The sequence below is a fragment of the Zoogloea sp. LCSB751 genome (assembly GCF_002028455.1).
Taxonomy (GTDB): Bacteria; Pseudomonadota; Gammaproteobacteria; order Burkholderiales; family Rhodocyclaceae; genus Zoogloea.
The window spans coordinates 1-251 of sequence record NZ_MWUM01000421.1 but is presented as its reverse complement, the minus strand read 5'-3'; the positions used below and the strand labels follow the sequence as shown (position 1 = coordinate 251).

At 33.5% G+C, this 251-nt stretch carries 1 protein-coding gene; it reads left to right on the top strand.

The window, feature by feature from the left end:
* Positions 1 to 182 (top strand): hypothetical protein (locus tag B4920_RS27190; RefSeq protein ID WP_216820106.1); only part of this gene is annotated, 182 nt, incomplete at its 5' end.
* Between the last annotated feature and the right edge of the window lie 69 nt (positions 183 to 251).

Below are 251 nucleotides of genomic sequence, written 5' to 3'. Positions count from 1 at the left end.
ACGAGTTGTCATTAAAAGTTATGACATCTCGTGAAAAAACCGTTAAATTACAGAGAAACGTAACACAATTAGAAGTGGCACTTAATCAGAAAGATCAGAGAATTCAATTACTAAACGCTCGTCTTGCACAATTGCAACAACAATTGAAAGCACAACAAACTGAGAAAAAGCCAACACACTAGGTGTTATTTTTATTATTTGATTTTGGATGAACTTGCAAAAAGACAAGTTCAAAAGGGGTAAAACATGCT